Source organism: Sphingomonas abietis (assembly GCF_027625475.1).
Classification (GTDB): domain Bacteria; phylum Pseudomonadota; class Alphaproteobacteria; order Sphingomonadales; family Sphingomonadaceae; genus Solisphingomonas; species Solisphingomonas abietis.
This window is the reverse complement of sequence record NZ_CP115174.1, coordinates 2,981,687-3,000,130: the sequence shown is the minus strand read 5'-3', so window position 1 is coordinate 3,000,130 and position 18,444 is coordinate 2,981,687. Positions and strand designations below refer to the sequence as shown.

Here is an 18,444-nt window from a genome sequence, read left to right as displayed (position 1 = left end):
ACACCCGAAGCAATCGTCATCCTGAACTTGTTTCGGGATCCCAGCGAAACTTGGCGCTGAGCGCCCGGAAGAGGCGGGATGCTGAAACAAGTTCAGCATGACGGTTTGAAACGAAACGATCACCCGATATTCCACCAATCCGAATGTCGATCGGCTCCAGGCCAACCGCGGCGATCGGCGAGCCGTTCGATTGCCCTGAACGGCGGCATCGGCGCGCCGGTCGTCACCGGATGCCGACGACGACCTTGCCCTTGGCGCGACCGGTGTCGACATAGGCCAGCGCGTCGTTCAATTGCGCGAACGGGACGGTTCGATCGACCACCGGACGAAGCGAGCCACCCTCGATCAACTCGCTCAGTCGGGCGAGTTGCGCGCCGTCGGCCCGCATGAACAGGAACGAATAAGCGACACCGGCACGTTTCGCCTTGCGACGGATGCGGGCGCTCATCAGGCGCAGCAGCATCCCCAGCACGGCGTTGAGGCCCTGCGTCCTGGCGAAGGCCGGGTCGGGTGGACCGGAGATCGAGATCAGCCGGCCACCGGGCTTGAGGACCGCGAGGGATCGTTCGAGCGTCGCCGCATCCAGGCTGTTCAGCACGACGTCGTAGTCGGACAGCAGCGTGGTGAAATCCTGCGACCTGTAGTCGATGACGATATCCGCGCCGAGGCTGCGGACCAGATCGGCATTGGCGGCGCTCGTGGTCGTCGCGACGGTCGCGCCGAGATGCTTGGCGAGCTGGATCGCCATCACCCCGACGCCGCCCGATCCGGCATGGATCAGGATCTTCTGCCCCTGCTTGAGCGCGGCGCGTTCGACCAGGGCCTGCCACGCGGTCAGGCCGGCCAAGGGGATAGCTGCGGCTTCGGCCATCGACAGGCTGGCGGGCTTCATCGCCAGATCGGATTCGTTGACCGCGATCCGCTCGGCGAAGCTGCCGATATGGCCGTCGCGTGCCCGCGCATAGACCGCATCGCCGCGCTGGAACCGTCGGACATTCGCGCCGACCGAAACGACGATCCCGGCGAGATCGTGGCCGAGCAGGAACGGCGGCTTATAGGGCAGGATCGGCTTGAAAGCGCCGTCGCGGATCTTGCCGTCGAGCGGGTTGAGCCCCGCCGCGTGGACCTCGACCAGCACCTCGTCGGCGGCGGGCACGGGATCGGGCCAGTCGCCGAGGCGCAGTGTCTGGCCCTTGCCGTAGCGGTCGAGGATATGGGCTTGCATCTCGGCCGGCCCCGCTCAGGCGTCCGGGGTCGGGGCGGCGGGATAATCGGTATAGCCCTTGGCCCCGCCGCCATAGAGCGTCGTCGGGTCGATCTGGGCGAGGGGGATGCCCGCCTTCAACCGCTCGACCAGATCGGGATTGGCGATGAACGGGCGGCCGAACGCGATCAGATCCGCGCTCCCGTCGGCCAGACGCGCCTCCGCGAGATCGCGGTCATAGCCGTTATTGGCGATATAGCTGTTGCCGAACGCCGTGCGCAGCGCGGCATAGTCGAACGGCGCGATATCGCGCGGGCCTCCGGTCGCCCCCTCGACGACATGGATGAAGGCGAGGTCGAGCTTCTTCAACTCGCGGGCGATATGGTCGAACTGGGCTTGCGGATCGCTCGTCGCGACGCCGTTGGCGGGCGACACCGGGGAAAGGCGGATGCCCGTTCGCTGCGGCCCCACCTCGTTGGCGACCGCGGCGGCCACCTCGATCATCAGGCGCGCGCGGTTCTCGACCGAGCCGCCATAGGCGTCGCTCCGATGGTTGGCGCCGTCCTTGGCGAACTGGTCGAGCAGATAGCCGTTGGCGCCGTGGATCTCGACGCCGTCGAAACCCGCCGCGATCGCGTTGGCGGCCCCGCGGCGGAAATCCTCGACGATGCCGGGAAGCTCGTCCAGCGCGAGCGCACGCGGTTCGGAGACGTCGGCAAAGCCGTTGTTGACGAAGGTCTTGGTCTCCGCGCGGATCGCCGACGGCGCGACGGGGGCCGCGCCGCCCGGCTGCAGATCGACATGGCTGACGCGGCCGACATGCCAGAGCTGAAGAATGATGCGCCCACCCTTGGCGTGGACGGCGTCCGTCACCGCACGCCAGCCGGCGATCTGCTCGGGCGTGTAGATGCCCGGCGTGTCCTGATAGCCCTGGCCCTGCTGCGAGATCTGCGTCGCTTCGCTGATGATGAGCCCGGCCGAGGCGCGCTGGGCATAATAGTCCGCCATCAGCGCCGTCGGCACGAACCCGGCGCCCGCGCGGTTGCGGGTCAAGGGCGCCATCACGACGCGGTTCGCGAGCGTGAGGTCGCCCAGCGCATAGGACGAAAAGAGGCTGGTGTCGGTCATCGGTCGTTCCTCGCATGCAAAGATGGTCGGCGGTGGAGCGTCACGGGAATGGCGGCCTCGATCATCGCGTCATCCCGTCGGCCCTGCCACTATAATCATGACAATGATCATCATTGTGCTTATATGTGATGGCCATCATGAATGTGTCAACGGGCAGGGCAGGATTTTCGCGTGAAGGTCAGTCGGGAGCAGATGAAGGCCAATCGGGCCCGTATCCTCGACGAGGCGGGCCGGCTGTTTCGGCAGCATGGCTTCGACGCCGTGACGGTGTCGGATATCATGAAGGCGGCGGGCCAGACGCATGGCGGCTTCTACGGGCATTTCGCCTCCAAGGACGAACTGGTCGCGCAGACCATGATCCACCTGCTGCACGGCGAGGGTTCGGTCGCGGCGGGGCTCGAGGCGTGGATCGACACCTATCTGTCTCCTCCCCATCGCGACGCGCCGGCGCAGGGATGCCCGACCGCGAGCCTCGCCGGGCTGATGCGCGGTCAGACTTGCGAGGCGCGGGCCGCGATGGCGGACGGGCTCGCGGCGCAGCTCGGCCGGCTCGCGGCCGCCTTGCCCGAGGGCGACGCGGTCGCGCGGCGACGGGAGGCGATCGGGACATGGGCGGCGATGGTGGGCGCGGTCATCCTGTCCCGCTCGGTCGACGATGCGGCGCTGGCCGAGGAAGTGCTGACCGGGACGCGCGCGTGGATCGCGAACATGACCTGACGCGCCTGAGACAGTGCTGCGCAATGGACGCACGACAACAGCACGCCAGGCCGCAGGATTGGCCAATCGGTCGTTGCGGCTGCGGCAAAGCACGGTTTCGGGGGAACGCTGCCGAAAGGCCGTTCTGCTGGAAGCGATGACGCGACGATGCGTCAGACCTTCTCGATCTCCCTCACCATCATCCAGGCCAATTCCGCGAGCTTGGCCTTGGGCAATCTGGCCGCTGGCCCGCACAGGCCGAGGCTGGCGCGAACTTCCCCCTCCTCGCGCCAGGGAATCGCGACGCAATGGAGGCCGGAGCGATGCGATTCGAGGTCGAGACCGAAGCCGAGCCGCTCGACCTCCGCGATGTCGCGCTCGACCAGCGGGGGAAGGGCGTCGGCCCGCGACAGCAGGACGCGCTCCCTCAATCCGGGCATGAAGGCGAGAAAGACGAGGCCGATCGCAGATCCCTCGAGATGGTCGCGCGCGCCCGGGGCGTTATAGGCCTCCGGCACTGGCGGCGTGCCGGCCATGTCGAGATAATAGACCTCGTCGCCGCTCGGTACGCCGAGATAGACGGTCTCGCCCGATCGCGCGGCAATGGCTTCGAGCGCCGGCCTCAGCCGATGACGCAGGCTGCTATCGTCTCCCGTGATGCGCGCCAGGTTCATGATGCGGCCGCCCAGATGATAGCGGGTGTCGCCGACCCGGCGGCGCACATAGCCGAGCGCGCCGAGCGTGGTGAGGATGTTGTGCGCGGTCGTCTTGCCGAGCCCGGTCTCCTCCGCGATTCTCGACAGCTTCGCAGATCCCCCATCGCGCGCGACGGTCTCCAGGATCGCCATGGCGCGCTCGATCGACTGAATGTGCTTTGCGGACATGGCAGGCCCTGAAGGGTGATAGGATCCGGCGATAGATCGGGCGGGGGATTTCATCCAGACCGAAACGGCGTCGGATCACGCCACCCACGATAGGCCCGGCAAGCCCCGGAGAATCTGCGCTTTCGGAAGTGCCGCTCCTCTTGTCCGCCACCCGTCGGCGATCGGGCATTACCGTCTCGGCATCCCTGAGACCGCACGAAGCGTATCGTCCAGCGATGTTGAACTTTTTAGGGTTTGTTTCCAAGGCGCTACCGACCTCGCCCTCGACGCCATAGACTGTCGAGCGTCGTAGCCGGCGGATCGTCCATGCTTCCGGATCGATCCGCGGCTCATCAATCATCTAAGGAATACCGCATGTCGAAACGTGTCGCGTCTCTCACGATCACCGCTCTCGCCATGACGATGGGCGGGGCGGCTTTCGCGCAGGCGCCGTCTGTCCCCGCGGCCATTCCGTTCGACATCCCTTATGGCGCATCCATTTCGCTGGACGCCGCAAAGGCGGTGGCCACGGCCGCGGAGGCCGAAGCGAAGAGGCGCGGCTGGAAGGACACCATCGTCGTCGTCGGCCCGGCGGGCGAACCCGTTCTGATCGAGAAGATGGACGGGACGATGCTGGGGGCCTCCAAGGTCGCCGAGGGCAAGGCCGTCACCGCCGCGAATTTCCGCCGGCCGACCAAGGCATTCCAGGATCTGCTGGAAGGGGGCCACTCCATCCCGCTGGCGCTCGGCGTGACCCCGGCCGAAGGCGGTTTCCCGCTCATCGAGGCGGGCAGGGTGATCGGCGCGATCGGCGTCAGCGGGGGAGACGGTTCGCAGGACACGATCGTCGCCCAGGCCGGTGTCGCCGGGTTGCGATAGGCGCGACGAGTTCATCGATGTTGAACATTTAAGGGTTGTGCCCGCCGCCCCTACCGGATCGGCATTCCCTTACCTATCCCATCAAACACAGTCAGTTAGTCGGACTTGGAGCAGAGGCGTCGTTCGCTCGATCACGATATCGCGCCCGATGCCCGCTCCAAGATCCGCGCGCGGCCGCCTCTCGACAGGGGCAGATGCGTCGAAAAATTATATAATAATAGCGGAGATGATCGTGAAACATGACGAGGACGATGAGAACGGTTCAGGGTTGATCCCACGAATGTCGGCGTTGCGATTCAATGGCGTTGCCAGTCTCTTCGTGGCCGCGCGACAGGCTTTGCGACTTGCGGGGCCTCCCGCCTTCGCCATCTCGTCTCCCTAACAATCCCTCTCGATAGCCGTCGACCGTAACAGAAGCGTCGACGACCGGCCATCCGGCCACGGCCCAGCCGCGCGCGGCGCTGCGGGCTCGCTCTCGGGAGACATTGATGAACATGATAGTCGACAGGCGCACGCTGATCGCCCTTCTGGCCGCGCCGCCGCTCACCGCCTTCCTGCCCCCTGCGATTCTGGCGCAGGAGACGAATGCGGCGACCAGCTTCCTCCAGGTCAGCCGCATCATCACCGCGACGGACGCGCTGACCCAGGGCGTGGCCGACAGGGTCGAGTCCCTCATGGCCAAGCGCGACCACCAATTCGCCGGCCGCCTCCAGAAACTGTCCGCCCTGCTGTTGCAGGGCGAGGATCGGGCGAGCGCGCTCGGCCGTCTCGATCCCGACAATCTGCGGTTCGCGATCGAGATCGCGAAGCCATGGTATGTCGGCTACCTCGGCACGCCGTCCAACAGCTTTCTCGAGGACGACGCCGAATTTGCGACCTATCTCGAGGCGCAGAGCTACCAGAAACTGCTGCGTGAAGTCCCGAGGCCGAGCTTTCCGCCGGGATCGGCCGGTTGGTGGAGCGCGGTCCCCGACGGCGTGACCGCGCCCGAAATGCCGACCGGGGTCGCCGAATGGTCGTTCCATCCGCCCGGCCGAGCGGCCGAGATCCTCGATCCCGCTCCCGCCTGGCTGTCCTATGTAAAGGCCAGCCATGTCGACGTCGACGCTGCCCGAAAGGCGCGCCCCGATGCGGCCTGAGCGGAGCGGTGCCGCGCGGCAGGAGAACGACCAGCCCGATTCAGGGCGTTCGAGGGGATATCGTCATGCCGGACTTTGACGCCGACGTCGTGGTGGTCGGCTCGGGTGCGCTGGGTGCGCAGGTGGCCTATGAGATCGCCCATGCGGGCAAATCCGTGATCATCCTGGAGGCAGGCCCCAACACGCCCGATTGGCGGCTGACCGAAAATTTCCGGGTCAGCCCGCGCAAGGACAATCTGAGCGACCCGTTCGGCAGCCTGGACTATGCGCCGAATTCGTGGACGCCGGGCTATGTCAGTGCCGACATCGACGCCGATACGATACCGGGCACGATCCGCTCGGTCGGCGGCACCGCACGCCACTGGACCGGCGTGGCCTGGCGGCTGTTGCCCGAAGAGATGAAGATGCGCAGCACCTTCGGGGTGGGGCGCGACTGGCCGTTCGGCTACGACGTGCTCGAACCCTTCTACACCGCTGCCGACTATCAGATCGGCGTCGCGGGCCTGACCGAGAATGACGATTCCGGGCGCAATCTCGGCCATACCTATCCGCCGCGCTCGAAACCCTATCCGCTGCCGCCCGAGGCCAAGCCCTATTTCATCCAGCGGTTCCAGATGCGCACGGCGGCGCGCGGCTACATCACGCAGCAGATGCCGGGCGCCCGCGTGACCGAGCCGTATGACGGGCGGCCGGCCTGCATCGGCAACAATATCTGCAATCCGAACTGCCCGATCGGCGCCAAATATTCCGGGCAGAAGGCGGTGGAGCGGGCGGTCAAGGCGGGCGCGCAGCTGCGCCACGATGCGATCGTCGACACAATCGCCGTCGATGGCCGAGGCCGGATCACCTCCATCTCCTATCAAAGCCCGACGGGGGTTCGGTCGACGCTGACCGCCCGCCGCTATGTGATCGCCGGCCATGGCTTCGAAACACCCAAGCTGCTGATGATGAACGGCCTCGCCGGCCGCACCGGCCTGCTCGGGCGCAACATGATGATCCATCCCAGCCTGAACATGAGCTTCTTCGCCGACGAGCCGGTCTGGACCGGTCGCGGTCAGGCCGTCCATGGCGCGATGGTGCAACGCCGGCTGATGAAAGATCGCGGCGAGACCGCCGGCGGTTTCTACCAGTTCGTCAACAGCAGCCCGGTCGCCGACGTCGCCGCCGACATTCTCAAGGAGGGCAGGCTCGTCGGCGCGGCATTCGACGAGGAGCTGCGTCGTCGCGCGTCGCAGGTGATCAATATCCAGATCCTGCTCGAGGATCTTCCCGTTCCCGACAATGGGATCGCGCTCAATCCGGGCTGGAAGGACCGGCTGGGGCTGCCCGGCCTCAGGCTTCGCTACCGGATTCCGGATTATGCGAAGGCCGCCCTGCCGCGGACGATCGCGGACTATGCCAATTGGGTCCAGGCGATGGGCGGTACGCCCAGGCAGGTTCCCGGCCAGTGGACGGTGCAGCATCACATCATGGGGACGACGATCATGGGGGACGATCCGGACACGTCGATCGTCGATGCCGATCTGCGCAGCCACGATCATGACAATCTCTTCCTCGTCACCACGGGTGTCTTCCCGTCGGCCTCCTGCGTCAATCCAACCCTGACGGGTATCGCCCTGGCGATCCGGGCGGGCCGTCATATCGCCGGGGAGGTCTGATGATGACACGCCTCAAAGCCATGCTGGCCGTCGTCTCGGCCGTCTTGCTGTCGGGGGTGCCGACGCTTGCCGGCGCGCAGGACCGCAGCGCAGCGGACCGGAGCCTCATCGAGCGCGGTCATGCCCTCGCGGTCGCCGGTGACTGCTCCGCCTGCCACGGGCCGTCCGGGGCGGGCGGCCTCGCCATTCAGAGCCCGATGGGCGCGATCTACGCCAGCAACATCACCCCCGACACGACGAACGGGATCGGCCGATGGACCGAGCCGCAGTTCGCCGATGCGCTGCGCAAGGGCCGGTCGCCGGACAAGGGCTGGCTCTACCCGGCAATGCCCTATCCGTCGTTCACGGGGCTGAGCGACGACGACGTGAAGGCGCTCTACGCTTATTATCATCTCGCGGTCGCGCCGCAGCCCAAGACGGTGCCGGCCACCCACCTGCCGTTTCCCTTCTGGCGCCCGGCGATGGTCGCCTGGAACCTGTTCAACCTCCATGTCGGCAAGGTCGCGGGCGCGGTGCCGGTGCAAACCGACGCGGAGAAGCGAGGCCGCTATCTGGTCGAAACGCTGGCGCATTGTTCGACCTGCCACACGCCACGCGGGCTGCTGATGGGGGAGATCGGAAGCCAGCACATGGCGGGCGGTTTCGTCGGCACGTGGATCGCGCCGAATATCACCCCGTCGCCGGAGGGCATCGGCGATTGGAGCGACGCGGATCTCAGGACGTTCCTCAAGACCGGCCATGTCCGCAATCATGTCGCGGGCGGCGATATGGGGCTGGCGGTCGAGCGCAGCTTCAGCCAGCTCCCCGATTCCGATCTGGATGCGATGATCGCCTATCTGCGCAAGCTGCCGCCGGTGGATGGCAAGCCGGCGCGTAGTCCGGTCGGCGCCGCCAAGCCGACCGATGTCGCGCAGATCGAGGCGGCGGCGCTGGCTGGTGTCAAGAAGCCCGATTTCGCGGCCGTAACCGACGGCGCGGTGCTGTATCAGGGCGGCTGCGCGAGTTGTCACGGCCAGGATGGCGGCGGCTCTTCGGACGGGGCCTTCCCGTCGCTGGTCCAAAGCGACACCGCGCGCTCCTACAAGCCCAACAACCTGATCCTGACGATCTATCATGGCATCCAGATCCAGACGCCCTCGGGCCATGCCGCGATGCCCGGTTTCGCCGCATCGATGACGCCGGCCCAGATCGCGGCGGTCGCCAATTATGTGAGGAGCCATTTCGGCAATATCGACCGGAGCGACGTCACCGAAGCCGACGTCGCCCAGGTGATCGCCGGCAAGACGCCGACCAACTGGCTCTTCGCCAGGGCGGCGCTGCTGGCCTATATCGCCATCGCGCTGATCGCCGTGCTTCTGTTTCTGGCCGTGCGTCGGATGATCCGTCGCCGGTCGGCCCGGCGTCACGTCTCTACAGGCTGATCGAAAGGGCTTCCGCGCCGGAATCGGATGCCCCCTGTCCGGGACTTGCCCTGATCGGACTGTTTTTGCATATATATGCAACGAATGGACGATCGAGGCATTGACTGTCGCAGGACCGGGCAGGCGCTCGATCGACCGGACTGATCGGTCGACCGGCGAAGCGATCTGCGCCGGTCGGGCGTGGCGACCCGTGTCGCCCGCCACCGCCCGGCCTTTCAAGGATCGGGAACCGACAGACGGATCAGACGAAAGGACGATTATGCGTTACCGCCCTCTAGGCCATTCCGGATTGCTCGTCTCCGAACTCACGGTGGGCACCATCACCTTCGGCAATGGCGCCGACAAGAAATTCCTGGGCGATCTGTAGCCGGACGATGCCCGCCGGTTGCTCGACATCGCTTTCGAGGCAGGCGTCAACATCGTCGACACCGCCAACATCTATGCCGACGGCGAAGCCGAGATCGTGCTGGGCAAGGCGCTGGGCGTCAAGCGCAAGGATATCATCCTCGCCTCGAAAGCGCGCAGCCCGTCGGCGGACGGCCCCAATGAGAGCGGCGCGTCGCGCTACAATCTCATCCGCGCCTGCGAGGCGAGCCTGAAGCGGCTCGGAACCGACTATATCGACCTCTACCAGATGCATAATTGGGACGGCGTGACCCCGATCGAGGAAACGCTCGAGGCGCTCACCGAACTCATCCGCTCGGGCAAGATCTGTTATGCCGGCACCTCCAATTATACCGGCTGGCAGATGATGAAGACGCTCGGCGCGGCGGACGCTCTGGGGCTGGCGCGGCCGATCGCGCAACAGATCAACTACACGCCCGAAAACCGCGACGCGGAATATGAGATCCTCCCCGTCGCGATCGACCAGAATGTCGGGACGCTGGTGTGGGGGCCGCTCGGCGAGGGGCTCCTCGCCGGCGACGTCCGGCGCGGCCAGCCGATCCCGAGCGACTCCCGCCAGTCCGAGGACTCCTGGCCCGAGCCCTATGTCCACGACATGGAACGCGCCTATGACATCATCGACGTTCTGGTCGCGATCGGTCAGGAGCATGGCGTGTCGGCGGCGCAGGTCTGCCTGGCCTGGCTCAAGGACCGCCCCGGCGTCACCTCGCTCATCGTCGGCGTCAAGAGCGAGGATCATGTCCGCGACAATCTCGCCGCGCTCGACCTCGTGCTGACCAACACGCAGAAGCACCGGATCGAGACCGTCTCGGCGCAGGCGCCGCGCTATCCCTACTGGCACCGCATCACCGCGGCGATGGACCGCATCGATCCGGCGGAGGCGCCGTTCCTCGTCGAGAGCGCGCGCGTGATGAAAGCGCGCACGTGACGGACGGCCCGCCGAGGCTCGTCCTTGGCGGGCCGCCTTGCCGATTTCAGGAAAGCGAAGGGGGAATGATGCGACGCCACGGACACCACGGACACGACAAGGGACACGCATGAGCACCACCTCGCCGGAGAAAACGGACGAGCGATCGGATGGTCGCTCCAAGGGGCCATTGCTGGCGCTGGCGATCGGCGCCTTCGGCATCGGCACGACCGAATTCGCGCCGATGGGCCTGCTGCCGGTCATCGCCAAGGGCGTCGACGTGTCGATCCCGTCCGCGGGGGCGCTGGTCAGCGTCTATGCGGTGGGCGTCATGGTCGGCGCGCCGGTGATGACGCTGGCCTTCGCCCGCTTCGGCCGGCGCACGGCGCTGATGCTGCTGATGGCCATCTTCGCGCTGGGAAACCTGCTGTCGGCGCTCTCGCCCGATTATGTCACGCTGCTGCTGGCGCGTCTCGTCACCAGTCTCAGCCACGGGGCGTTTTTCGGGCTCGGCTCTCTCGTCGCCGCAAGCGTGGTGTCGAAGGAGAAGCGCTCGCGCGCGGTGGCGACGATGTTCATGGGGCTGACGATCGCCAATATCGGCGGCGTTCCCGCCGCGACCTGGCTCGGTCAGCATGTCGGCTGGCGCGCCGCCTTCGCCGGGACGGCGGCGATCGGCCTCGTCGCCATCGCCGCCTTGTGGCGGGCGTTGCCGCCCATCGCCCCGGCCGGGGCACCCGACGTCCGCGCCGAACTCAAGGTGATGACCCAGCCCGCCGTCCTGCTCGCCATGGGGACGACCGTGATGGGCGCCGGCGCGATGTTCACCGTCTACACCTATGTCGCCCCCGCGCTCAGCGCCATCACCAAGGCGTCGGACGGGTTCGAGACGCTGGCCCTCGCGCTGATCGGGATCGGCTTCACCATCGGCGCCAGCCTCGGCGGCCGGCTGTCCGACTGGTCGCTGGATGGCGCGACCAAGATCGTCCTCGCCGCGCTGGCGATCGTGATGTTCGTGCTGCCGCTGCTGCTCGCATCGACGATCGGCGCGGCGATCGGCCTGCTGCTCTGGGGCGTCGTCGCCTTCGCCTTCGTGCCGTCCGTGCAGACGCGCGTCATGCAGGCGGCGTCCGGCGCGCCGGGCCTCGCCTCGTCGCTCAACATCGGCGCCTTCAATCTCGGCAATGCGCTGGGCGCGGCGGTGGGCGGCGTCACGCTCAGCCTCGGCATGGGCTATGCGGCGATACCGGTCGCCGGGGGCGTGCTGGCGCTGATCGGCCTGCTGCTGACGTGGTTCGGCCGCGCGTCGATCGCGCCTGCCGCGTCGGGATCGTGAGCGGATCGACCACCGATCCGCGCACGCTGCCCCGCAAGGGGGCGCCTTAGAGGCTCAGGCCGGTCTTGAGGCCGAGGACGGCGACGTTCCTGGCCTGCTCATAGCCACCGGGATCGACGATATACTGGACGTTGGGGCTGACCGAGAGCCAGGGCGCGAGCCGCACCGCATAGAAGAGCTCCATCGGATATTCGGCCCTGGGCCGCTTCGTCCCCGGGGTCTCCAGCGCGGTCTCCTCGGTCGCGCGGCGGTTGAGCCCGTTGCGGCCGATGGCGAAGCCGATCTCGTCCAGCGGTCGCGCCTTGATGGGGCCGACGAAGGTCGTCCATAATGCGAGCTGGCTGTTGAGCCGCGCCGTCCGCCGATCCATCTGCGTGAAGTTCGCCTGGATCTTGAGGCCCTGCGTGGTGTGCGCCGTGCCGTTCGCATCTATGGTGAAACGGCCGGTCAACTGCTGGGTCAGCAGCACATATCCCCCGTAGCGGCCCGACCGGCGCTCGGCAGGCAGGCCGCTGATCCCGATCGGCCGACCGTCCTCGCCGTCCAGAACGTCGTCGCCATGGGCGGTGCTGTACCAGGCGCCGATCCGGTAGAGACCCGGCAGGCCGCTCGGCCCGAGCCGGGGCGTCCATCCGAACTCGACGGGCGTGGTGACGCCCTGTGTGCCGCCGTGGCTGAGCGCGATGCCCCGCTTCAGGTCGTTCGGATTATAGGCATAGGCGCCGACGGCCAGATACACCGATCCGGGATGGATCTTGGCCCAGGCACCCCATTGGCCGATCGGATAATTATACCAATAGTCGCCGACCATATCGCCCGGCTGATTGCCGCAAAAGGACAGGTTCTCGAACTCGCAGGGCAATGTGCCGAACAGCTCGCTCATCGTGAGGCGGCCCGCTTCGACGTCGACGATGCCGAAATTCTGGCGCAGGTAGAATTCGGTCAGCCGGAAGGTGCTGCCGCGTCCATAGACCTCTTGGGGTGCGAACAGCGTGTCCAGGCCGGCCTTGTCGCTCAGATTGACGCCGCGCCGGCGCGAGATCGTGAACTGGAACGTGCCGCCCTTCCAGCCGAACGCCTTGTCGGTGTCGACGGTGGCGCCGAAGACGAACTGGCCCGCCTCGGTCGTGTCGCGGTGCGCGCCGCCCGTGAGGTTGCCGGCAACCTCGCTGGTATAGTTGAGCTGGAACTTGAAGCCGTCGTCCTCCAGCCGCTTGCGCGCCGAGCGGATGTCGAACCGGGCCGGCTGGCGGTCGGCCGGGGGCACGGCCGCGGGCGGAGTGGCGTCATCGATGCCCGGCGGGTTGGTCGCGACCGTCTCCGCGACGGACGCGGAGGCGGTGGCGGACCATGATACCAGCACCGAGCCGCCGACGAGGAAAGGCCGCCACCGCACCGCCGCGGGCATCCGGCAGGCGAGGGGGAACGCGCGCGCGGCATCGGTCATGCGCTTCGCCATGGCGGCGGCGCGGGCGCGGGGGGCGTGGAGCGTGTGGGGCATCGCGATGGCCTTTCCTGGCATTGGGGCGCGCGCACGGAGCGACGCCTCGATGCGGCCGCGCTCGATGGAAGCGTGGCCGCACGAGGGGAGACGTCGCGGAAATCTCGGATGTGGCTGTCAGGCCATTCCGGTGCCCGGCCCATGCCGAAGGGCATGGGCCGGGCGGAACGGCCTTCGACGGTCGGTCGGGGGCTTCGATCAGGCCCCGTTCGGGAGCGTGTAGGCGATGACATAATCGCCCATCTTGGTTCCGAACGAGCCATGCCCGCCGGCTGCGGTCACGACATATTGCCGGCCGCCCTCGGCATAGCTCATCGGCGTGGACTGGCCGCCTGCCGGCAGGCGGGCCTGCCAGATCATCTTGCCGGTGGTCACGTCGAACGCCCGGATATAGTCGTCGATCGTGGCGGTCAGGAAGGCGACGCCGCCTGCGGTCACCATCGGGCCGCCGAGCATCGGCACGCCGATCTTGAGGCCGATCGGGACGGGCGAGGAATCCCGCGTCGTGCCGACCTTGTGCTTCCACAGCACTTTGTGGGTCTTCAGGTCGATGCCGGCCATATAGCCCCAGGGCGGCGACGGGCAGGGCAGGCCGATCGGCGACAGGAAGGGATGGAGATCGACGCCATAGGGCGTGCCGTACATCGGCTGCACGCCGATCTCGCTGCCCGACGGATGCTGGGCATTGGGTTGGGCCGGGTTGTTCGGCCCGCGCGGGATCAGCTTCGAGACGAACGGGAAGGCCATCGGATTGGCGATCGCGATCTGGCGCGCGGGATCGATGGCGATACCGCCCCATTCGAACATGCCGACATCGCCGGGGAAGACCACCGTCCCCTTGGTCGTCGGCGGCGTGAACGGGCCGTCATACTTCATCTGCTTGAACATGATGCGGCAGGCGAGCTGATCGAACATCGTCGCCCCCCACATGCTGGCGTCGGTCAGCTTCGCGCGCGGCTGGAAGGACAGCTGCGAATAAGGCTGGGTGGGCGACGTCCAGTCCCCGGCCATCGCGCCCTGGGGCACGGGGGTTTCCGGCGCCGGGACGATCAGCTTGCCGGTGCGGCGATCGAGCACAAAGATGTTGCCGGTCTTGGCCGGCGCATAGATGGCCGGGACGATGCCGTTCTTGGTGTGGAGATCGACGAGGCTGGGCTGCGACGGCAGATCCATGTCCCACAGATCGTGATGGACGGTCTGATAGGACCAGACGCGCTTGCCCGTCGCGATGTCGAGCGCGACCAGCGAGCTCGTATAACGCTCGCCGAGCTTGGTGCGGTTGCCGCCCCAGATGTCGGGCGTCGACATGCCGACCGGCACATAGACGAGGCCGAGCTTCTCGTCGGCGGCCGACAACGTCCAGGAGTTGGGCGAGTTCGGCGTATAATGGTGGGTGGCCAACGGCAGCGCATTCTCGTCGATCGCACCGGCATCCCACGCCCAGACGAGCTTGCCCGTATAGACGTCGAAGCCGCGCACCACGCCCGACGGCTCGTTGGTCGAGTAATTGTCGGTGACGGCACCGGCCATGATGATCATCTGCTTGGTCACGACCGGGGGCGACGTACCCTCGTAGAAGCCCTTGCGCTTCATCGTCATGCCGTCCTTGAGGTCGATCTGACCGTGGACGCCGAAGCTCGGGCAGAGCTTGCCGGTGGCGGCGTCGATCGCGATCATCCGGCCGTCATTGGTCGGCAGGAGCAGGCGCTGCGGGCAATCGGCCGGGGCCGGCTTGCCGTCGCTGGTCAGCGCGCCGGCCGGCGTCGCATGGTAGGACACGCCGCGGCAGGTCAGATGCTGATAGGTCGGGTCGTCCTGGACCTGGGGATCGAACATCCAGACCTTCTTGCCGGTCGTGGCATCGAGCGCGAACACGCGCTGGTGCGGCGAACACAGATAGACCATGTGCCCGATCTTGAGCGGCGTCACCTCGAAGGTGCTCTCGAGCGGATCCTTGCCGTGGATGTCGGGATTGTCGCCGGTGCGGAAGGTCCAGGCGACCTGGAGCTTGTCGACATTGGCCGGCGTGATCTGCTTCAGCGGCGAGAAATGGAGGCCGGCGTTCGTGCGGCCATAGGCCTGCCATTCGTCGTCCGGCACGTCGCTGGCGACGGTCTGGCCGGAGGTGCCGGGGAGAATGCCGTCGATCGTGCTCGGATCACGCGTGAAGGACACGGCGAGCACGGCGAGCGCCGCCACGACCGCAACCGCCACGGGCAGCCGGCGGGGCTTGACGCCGTTCGGGTGGGAACGAACCACCCAGGGCATCAGCAGCCAGAGGCCCAGCGGGGCCAAGATGTCGCCGCGCGGGACGAGCAGCCAGAAGTCGACGCCGACTTCCCAGATCGCCCAAAGCAGCGTCGCGACGATCACCGCGGCGTAGAGCGGGTAGGCGAGACGGTGGCCGCGCCAGAGCAGCCAGGCTTCGACGAGCATCGCCACGCCGAGGACGACATAATAAGGGGAGCCGCCCAGCACCGCCAGCCAGCCGCCACCGGCGAAGGCGGCGATGCCGACGAGCAGGAAGATCAGCGCGGTCAGGCGGAGCCAGAATCCCGGCCTTTCCCCACGTCGTGATAAATCGCTTGAGACTGTCATGCTGGTTTTGACCCCTTGTCACATCGACGGAGATGCTGTTTCCAAGAGCGATCTCCCATGCATTGCTTGTTGGTTTCGCTGCCGGGACTGAAGCCCGCGCGACGGATCGCGCGGCCCGAGCCTCGGCGCGAGGATATTCAGGACGGCGGTGGCGGCCATCCGGCCGTCGCGCGTTCGATCAGGCGCGGCGGCACCAGAATGGCGCGCTCGCTGACCGTTCCCGCCAGGATCGCTTCGACGCCGCGCAGCAGCGCCGGGATGTCCTGATTGAACGAGGTCAGCCGGTACGCCCCCCAGGACGCCATCGCGATATCGTCATATCCGATGACGCAGACGTCCTCGGGCACGCGCAATCCCAGCTCGTCCCGCAGCGCATCGATGGCGCCGCAGGCGACGAGATCGTTGACGCAGAACAGCGCGTCCGGCCGGTCGGGGCCGCCGAACAGAGCCAGGGCACCGGCCCGGCCATCGGCATAATCGAAACCGGCGACGGCGCGCAGCGGCGCGGGCTGTCCCAGCGCTTCGGCGCCGGCGAAGAACCCGGCCTCGCGATCCGTCTGCGGCCGGCTGTCATGGCCGGCGAGATAGCCGAGGCGGCGGCGGCCCCGCTCGGTGAACAGGCGCGCGGCCAGTTCGCCCGCCCCATGATTGTCGGAGGAGACCGTGCTGATCGTCTCGCTGGTGATGCCCGAATTCAGCGTGACCACGGGGATCTTGAAGTTCGTCAGCGTGTCGGCCACCGCCTGCGAGCGGATCGACAAGGCGCTGACCACGGCATCGACCCGGTAGCGGGCGAGATCGCCGACGATGTCGTCGAGCGCCGAATCGCTTTCGGCGCGCACGATCATGACATGGTTGCCGGCCGCCTGAAACGATGTCGAAAACGCATCGAGCGCCATCATGAAATAGGGATTGTACAGGCCACCGACGACGATCGCGACGATCGAGGAACGGCCGGTCTGCATGATCCGGGGCAGCGCGGTCGGCGTATAGCCGAGCTCTTCGGCGGCGGCGAGGATCCTGGTCTTCGTCTCGGGGGACACGCTGGCGCCGGGCGTGAAGGTGCGGGAAACCGCGGACTGCGAAACACCCGCCAGGCGCGCGACATCGGTCGAGGATGGCGGACGCACGCCCCGATGCAGAGCGCGGGGAGCCTTACCGTCCCGCGCCACTGACCGGACCCTTCGCACTATCCATCGCTGCCATCTCGCGCTTTCGTGATTTCCTCACGGCCGCACGCTCAGGGCCGCAAGCACGTTGGAATGATTGACCCATGCGCCGAATCGAAGCCTTGGTATATTGAGGTGCATACATATGCAACGAGAAGATGATGCGAGTCTCTCGCCCGGCCGATATACTTCCGTCATCGCGACCCGTTAGGACGAGGTCGCCGCGAACGTCCTCGCCATGGCCCGATTTCGCTTCAGTCCCACTGTGACTTCGCGCTCATCAGCCTATGGCCTGACAATCGATGGTCTGGCCACCGGACATGGCCGGATGCCGATCCCGCCTAGAAATAGGCGAGCGTCTCGCAGCCTTCGCCGACGCGCACCGTCCGCCGGACGAGGCCGGCTGCGAGATCGATCTCCGACACCGTGCCGTCTTCCTCATTGGCGAGCAGGAAGGTGCGGCCGTCCGGGTGGAACCCGCCGTCCATCGGCTTGGCTCCGACGCCGATCGCGCGTTGCGCCCGGCTCTCGAGGTCGATCAACGACACCACCGGTTCATGATCGCCGATCACGATCAACTGGCGGCCATCCGGGCTCAGCCGCACCACCTGGCAGGGCTTGCGATGCCCTTCGAGCGGGATCGCCGGCTCGGCCTGCAGCGAGGCGAGCGAGATCGGCAGCAGGCGGGGCGCCGCGGCGTCGCTGCAATAGAGCCGAGCTTCCGCCGGCACGATCTCTATGCCCGCGATCGGCGTCGCGAGGCTTATCGTCGCGATCCGTCGGCGCTCGGCGAGGTCGAGGATCGAGATGCTGGCATCCTCCTCATTGTCCGTGCAGATCAGCGCCGGATCGTCGAGGATGGCGAGGCGATGGCTGTTGGCGGAGCCGGTGTCGATCTTGTCGATCAGCCGATGGTCGCGGCCATCGATCACGGCGATCGCCGCGCTATTCTCGCAGGCGACATACAGATTGCCGTCAGGCCCGAAACGCAGCGTATGCGGTGCCTCGAGCGGATGGAGATCGATGTCGCACAAGCGTGTGCGTCGTGCGAGATCGATGACCGACAGACGATGATTGGGGTGCGGATTGTCGCCATGCGCGCCATCGCCATAAGCGGGCACATAGGCGAAGGCGCGATCGGGCGAGATGGCGAGTTCGTGCGGGAGTGCCGGCATGTCGCGAAGCTCGCCGACTATGGCGAGGGTGTCCGCATCGAGGAACAGGACGCGGTCGCCGCGTTTGTCGACGGCGACGATGCCGCGTGGGTCGAACATCATGGTGCGTCTCCAGGCTGATCTGGTTCGAGAACCCGTGACATCGACATTCGGGCTCGCCGGTGATGCGATACTGTCTTGCCTAAATCGGAAGGGCGGTGATCGACACGGCGATGTCGCCGCCGCTCGCTCCGCGCACATGGCAGCCATCCGCCATGTTGCGTACCGCCTCGGCCTGCGACGAAATGCAGATAGGCCGGATCGAAGCGGTGAAGCCGCACGACCCGGCCATCGTAGGGCGCCGACGCGGTGCATGGGCGCGCGAC

Annotated in this window: 14 protein-coding genes and 1 pseudogene; 7 read left to right on the top strand and 8 right to left on the bottom strand. The window is 66.9% G+C overall.

Features of this window, described 5'->3' with window-relative positions; translation table 11 throughout:
• Nucleotides 1-223: 223 nt before the first annotated feature.
• Both PBT88_RS14185 and PBT88_RS14180 read right to left on the bottom strand, forming a co-directional pair.
• On the bottom strand, nucleotides 224-1,225 hold the full coding sequence (locus PBT88_RS14185; protein WP_270075977.1) for an NADP-dependent oxidoreductase: 1,002 nt from the start codon (nucleotides 1,223-1,225) through the stop codon (nucleotides 224-226).
• 15 nt (nucleotides 1,226-1,240) lie between these two features.
• Complete coding sequence (locus tag PBT88_RS14180) at nucleotides 1,241-2,332, bottom strand: alkene reductase (RefSeq protein ID WP_270075976.1); 1,092 nt, start codon at nucleotides 2,330-2,332, stop codon at nucleotides 1,241-1,243.
• Nucleotides 2,333-2,503: 171 nt separating this feature from the next.
• On the opposite strand from PBT88_RS14180, the gene PBT88_RS14175 reads away from it, so the two are divergent.
• Nucleotides 2,504-3,049 (top strand): TetR/AcrR family transcriptional regulator, encoded by a 546-nt coding sequence (locus tag PBT88_RS14175; protein ID WP_270075975.1) that lies wholly within the window; start codon nucleotides 2,504-2,506, stop codon nucleotides 3,047-3,049.
• Nucleotides 3,050-3,201: 152 nt separating this feature from the next.
• Here the strand turns inward: PBT88_RS14175 and PBT88_RS14170 are convergent, their stop codons facing one another.
• A complete protein-coding gene (locus PBT88_RS14170) occupies nucleotides 3,202-3,912 on the bottom strand; it encodes an IclR family transcriptional regulator (protein WP_270075974.1) in 711 nt (236 codons plus the stop codon).
• 354 nt (nucleotides 3,913-4,266) lie between these two features.
• Between PBT88_RS14170 and PBT88_RS14165 the strand changes: the two genes are divergently transcribed.
• The gene (locus PBT88_RS14165; protein WP_270075973.1) at nucleotides 4,267-4,770 is read left to right on the top strand and encodes a GlcG/HbpS family heme-binding protein; all 504 of its coding nucleotides are present in this window, start codon (nucleotides 4,267-4,269) and stop codon (nucleotides 4,768-4,770) included.
• Between the two features lie 262 nt (nucleotides 4,771-5,032).
• Here PBT88_RS14165 and PBT88_RS14160 read toward each other — a convergent pair whose 3' ends face one another.
• A complete protein-coding gene (locus PBT88_RS14160; RefSeq protein WP_270075972.1) occupies nucleotides 5,033-5,266 on the bottom strand; it encodes a hypothetical protein in 234 nt (77 codons plus the stop codon).
• Here PBT88_RS14160 and PBT88_RS14155 point away from each other — a divergent pair.
• The 5 genes and pseudogenes from PBT88_RS14155 (at nucleotide 5,259) to PBT88_RS14135 (ending at nucleotide 11,636) form a co-directional block, all read left to right on the top strand.
• Nucleotides 5,259-5,909 (top strand): sugar dehydrogenase complex small subunit, encoded by a 651-nt coding sequence (locus PBT88_RS14155; RefSeq protein WP_270075971.1) that lies wholly within the window; start codon nucleotides 5,259-5,261, stop codon nucleotides 5,907-5,909. The two genes, PBT88_RS14160 and PBT88_RS14155, sit on opposite strands and share 8 nt — an antisense overlap.
• A 65-nt stretch (nucleotides 5,910-5,974) precedes the next feature.
• On the top strand, nucleotides 5,975-7,567 hold the full coding sequence (locus tag PBT88_RS14150; RefSeq protein WP_270075970.1) for a GMC family oxidoreductase: 1,593 nt from the start codon (nucleotides 5,975-5,977) through the stop codon (nucleotides 7,565-7,567).
• Between the two features lie 2 nt (nucleotides 7,568-7,569).
• A complete protein-coding gene (locus PBT88_RS14145; protein WP_270075969.1) occupies nucleotides 7,570-8,988 on the top strand; it encodes a c-type cytochrome in 1,419 nt (472 codons plus the stop codon).
• 382 nt (nucleotides 8,989-9,370) lie between these two features.
• A pseudogene (locus PBT88_RS14140) lies at nucleotides 9,371-10,321 on the top strand (aldo/keto reductase); the annotation flags it as partial.
• A gap of 109 nt (nucleotides 10,322-10,430) precedes the next feature.
• Nucleotides 10,431-11,636: an MFS transporter gene (locus PBT88_RS14135; protein ID WP_270075968.1), complete on the top strand. Its 1,206-nt coding sequence runs from the start codon at nucleotides 10,431-10,433 to the stop codon at nucleotides 11,634-11,636.
• 46 nt (nucleotides 11,637-11,682) lie between these two features.
• Here the strand turns inward: PBT88_RS14135 and PBT88_RS14130 are convergent, their stop codons facing one another.
• The 4 genes from PBT88_RS14130 to PBT88_RS14115 all read right to left on the bottom strand — a co-directional run bounded on the left by PBT88_RS14130 (nucleotide 11,683) and on the right by PBT88_RS14115 (nucleotide 18,181).
• Nucleotides 11,683-13,137, bottom strand: a complete 1,455-nt coding sequence (locus tag PBT88_RS14130) for a carbohydrate porin (protein ID WP_270075967.1) — start codon at nucleotides 13,135-13,137, stop codon at nucleotides 11,683-11,685.
• Nucleotides 13,138-13,335: 198 nt separating this feature from the next.
• Complete coding sequence (locus PBT88_RS14125) at nucleotides 13,336-15,735, bottom strand: glucose/quinate/shikimate family membrane-bound PQQ-dependent dehydrogenase (protein WP_270075966.1); 2,400 nt, start codon at nucleotides 15,733-15,735, stop codon at nucleotides 13,336-13,338.
• Nucleotides 15,736-15,872: 137 nt separating this feature from the next.
• Nucleotides 15,873-16,865: a LacI family DNA-binding transcriptional regulator gene (locus tag PBT88_RS14120; RefSeq protein WP_270075965.1), complete on the bottom strand. Its 993-nt coding sequence runs from the start codon at nucleotides 16,863-16,865 to the stop codon at nucleotides 15,873-15,875.
• A 380-nt stretch (nucleotides 16,866-17,245) separates the two neighbouring features.
• Nucleotides 17,246-18,181 (bottom strand): YncE family protein, encoded by a 936-nt coding sequence (locus PBT88_RS14115; RefSeq protein ID WP_270075964.1) that lies wholly within the window; start codon nucleotides 18,179-18,181, stop codon nucleotides 17,246-17,248.
• Nucleotides 18,182-18,444 lie beyond the last annotated feature (263 nt).

What these genes read in the sequence shown, in the direction of transcription:
- PBT88_RS14185 (WP_270075977.1), bottom strand. Translation starts at nt 1,225, where the DNA reads ATGCAAGCCCATATCCTCGACCGCTACGGCAAGGGCCAGACACTGCGC.
- PBT88_RS14180 (WP_270075976.1), bottom strand. Translation starts at nt 2,332, where the DNA reads ATGACCGACACCAGCCTCTTTTCGTCCTATGCGCTGGGCGACCTCACG.
- PBT88_RS14170 (WP_270075974.1), bottom strand. Translation starts at nt 3,912, where the DNA reads ATGTCCGCAAAGCACATTCAGTCGATCGAGCGCGCCATGGCGATCCTG.
- PBT88_RS14165 (WP_270075973.1), top strand. Translation starts at nt 4,267, where the DNA reads ATGTCGAAACGTGTCGCGTCTCTCACGATCACCGCTCTCGCCATGACG.
- PBT88_RS14155 (WP_270075971.1), top strand. Translation starts at nt 5,259, where the DNA reads ATGAACATGATAGTCGACAGGCGCACGCTGATCGCCCTTCTGGCCGCG.
- PBT88_RS14160 (WP_270075972.1), bottom strand. Translation starts at nt 5,266, where the DNA reads ATGTTCATCAATGTCTCCCGAGAGCGAGCCCGCAGCGCCGCGCGCGGC.
- PBT88_RS14150 (WP_270075970.1), top strand. Translation starts at nt 5,975, where the DNA reads ATGCCGGACTTTGACGCCGACGTCGTGGTGGTCGGCTCGGGTGCGCTG.
- PBT88_RS14145 (WP_270075969.1), top strand. Translation starts at nt 7,570, where the DNA reads ATGACACGCCTCAAAGCCATGCTGGCCGTCGTCTCGGCCGTCTTGCTG.
- PBT88_RS14135 (WP_270075968.1), top strand. Translation starts at nt 10,431, where the DNA reads ATGAGCACCACCTCGCCGGAGAAAACGGACGAGCGATCGGATGGTCGC.
- PBT88_RS14130 (WP_270075967.1), bottom strand. Translation starts at nt 13,137, where the DNA reads ATGCCCCACACGCTCCACGCCCCCCGCGCCCGCGCCGCCGCCATGGCG.
- PBT88_RS14125 (WP_270075966.1), bottom strand. Translation starts at nt 15,735, where the DNA reads ATGACAGTCTCAAGCGATTTATCACGACGTGGGGAAAGGCCGGGATTC.
- PBT88_RS14115 (WP_270075964.1), bottom strand. Translation starts at nt 18,181, where the DNA reads ATGATGTTCGACCCACGCGGCATCGTCGCCGTCGACAAACGCGGCGAC.